Genomic DNA, 1,334 nt, shown 5'->3' with positions numbered 1-1,334 from the left:
ACAAAAATGTATGGTCCGCCTCTTAATTGCAACTACAATTAATTAATGACGGAGTTAGTTTGCGCTAATGTATTCGGAGTCACGTTTGGTGAGCCCATGGCTTACCAGCTCCACGATGATATCCGCGCCAGATTATCCTTAAAAAGCCGAAAGCATTTTTATGCTGTTTTTTGTATCAGGTTTTTAATCTGGCCGATTGACCGTTTTTGTCATCACATTCATTGACGTTGCAAACTCGGTTATGGCTGCTTTGCAGCCTTAAAAGCTTGGCGGTGTTGTAACACCGCCCAAGCTATTCTTGCTAGCTTGTTGGCAAGCGCTACCACTACAACATTAAACGGCTTGGTTGCCCTCAAATTGACCAACCACTGACCAAATACTTTCCCTGTGGTGTCTGGTCTAGATAGAACCGCTCTAGCACCATGAACAAATAAGGTTCGAAGCTGTTTATTTCCTCGTTTACTAACACCCAATAACTTGGGTTTACCTCCTGTCGAAAACTGCCTAGGAACAAGACCTAGCCATGCTGCCATATTACGACCATTTGCAAAGTTATTTGAAGAACTCACATCAGCGATACAAAGCGTTGATGTTAAATCTCCAATACCAGGAATTGTTTTTAATAACCGAGCTAATTCATTATTTTCAGAAATATCATGAAGCTTAATGTCTTGTTCCTTTATTTGTTGGCTCAAATAAGAGTAATGCTCATGAATACTGCATAACTCATTGAGTAAACTCGGGGGTAATTCTTGATTTTGCTCTGCTAACCATTGAAAAAGAGCTTTCATCTTCGCATGCCCTTTGGGCAGGCTCAGCCCAAATTCGAGTAGAATGGCGCCAATTCTAGACATACATGCCGTTCGTTCTTTTATATAACCATCTCTAATTCGATGAATGGTTGCTATAACTTGTGCATCTTCTGTTTTTACCGCAACAAAACGCATAGATGGTCGGCTTGCTGCTTCTGCTATCGCATCCGCATCAATGAAGTCATTTTTATTACCTTTCACATAAGGTTTTACATATTGAGGCGGGATAAGTTTGGCCTGATGGCCTAAGTCTATGCATTTTCGAGCGAGCCAATGGGAGCCACCACATGCTTCAAAAGCAATTATTGTTGGTTCTAGCTTCGCAATAAAAGAGATTAATTGATTACGACTATATTTTTTCCGTAAAACTTCTTTTCCCAAGTGGTTATGACCAACCACGTGAAAGCTATGTTTACCTAAATCGATACCTAAAATTTGGATGGAAGACATATGATTCACCTCATTTCTGCATGCCTACTCTAAGCATAGGAGTTTGAGAGTGAGGCGGACCATATAATTAAG

At 40.6% G+C, this 1,334-nt stretch carries 1 protein-coding gene; it reads right to left on the bottom strand.

Translation table 11 applies throughout. From position 1 onward, the window contains the following. Positions 1-239 precede the first annotated feature (239 nt). A complete protein-coding gene (locus tag HC728_RS19555; protein WP_190395971.1) occupies positions 240-1,262 on the bottom strand; it encodes an IS110 family transposase in 1,023 nt (340 codons plus the stop codon). Between the last annotated feature and the right edge of the window lie 72 nt (positions 1,263-1,334).

The organism is Aliivibrio sp. S10_S31 (assembly GCF_014694495.1).
In the GTDB taxonomy this organism is placed as follows: domain Bacteria; phylum Pseudomonadota; class Gammaproteobacteria; order Enterobacterales; family Vibrionaceae; genus Aliivibrio; species Aliivibrio fischeri.
The sequence above is the reverse complement of the archived record's forward strand: the minus strand, read 5'-3'. Positions and strand labels throughout refer to the sequence as shown.

Bases quoted from the DNA above. Each gene is read 5' to 3' on its own strand.
- HC728_RS19555 (WP_190395971.1), bottom strand. From the start codon at position 1,262: ATGTCTTCCATCCAAATTTTAGGTATCGATTTAGGTAAACATAGCTTT.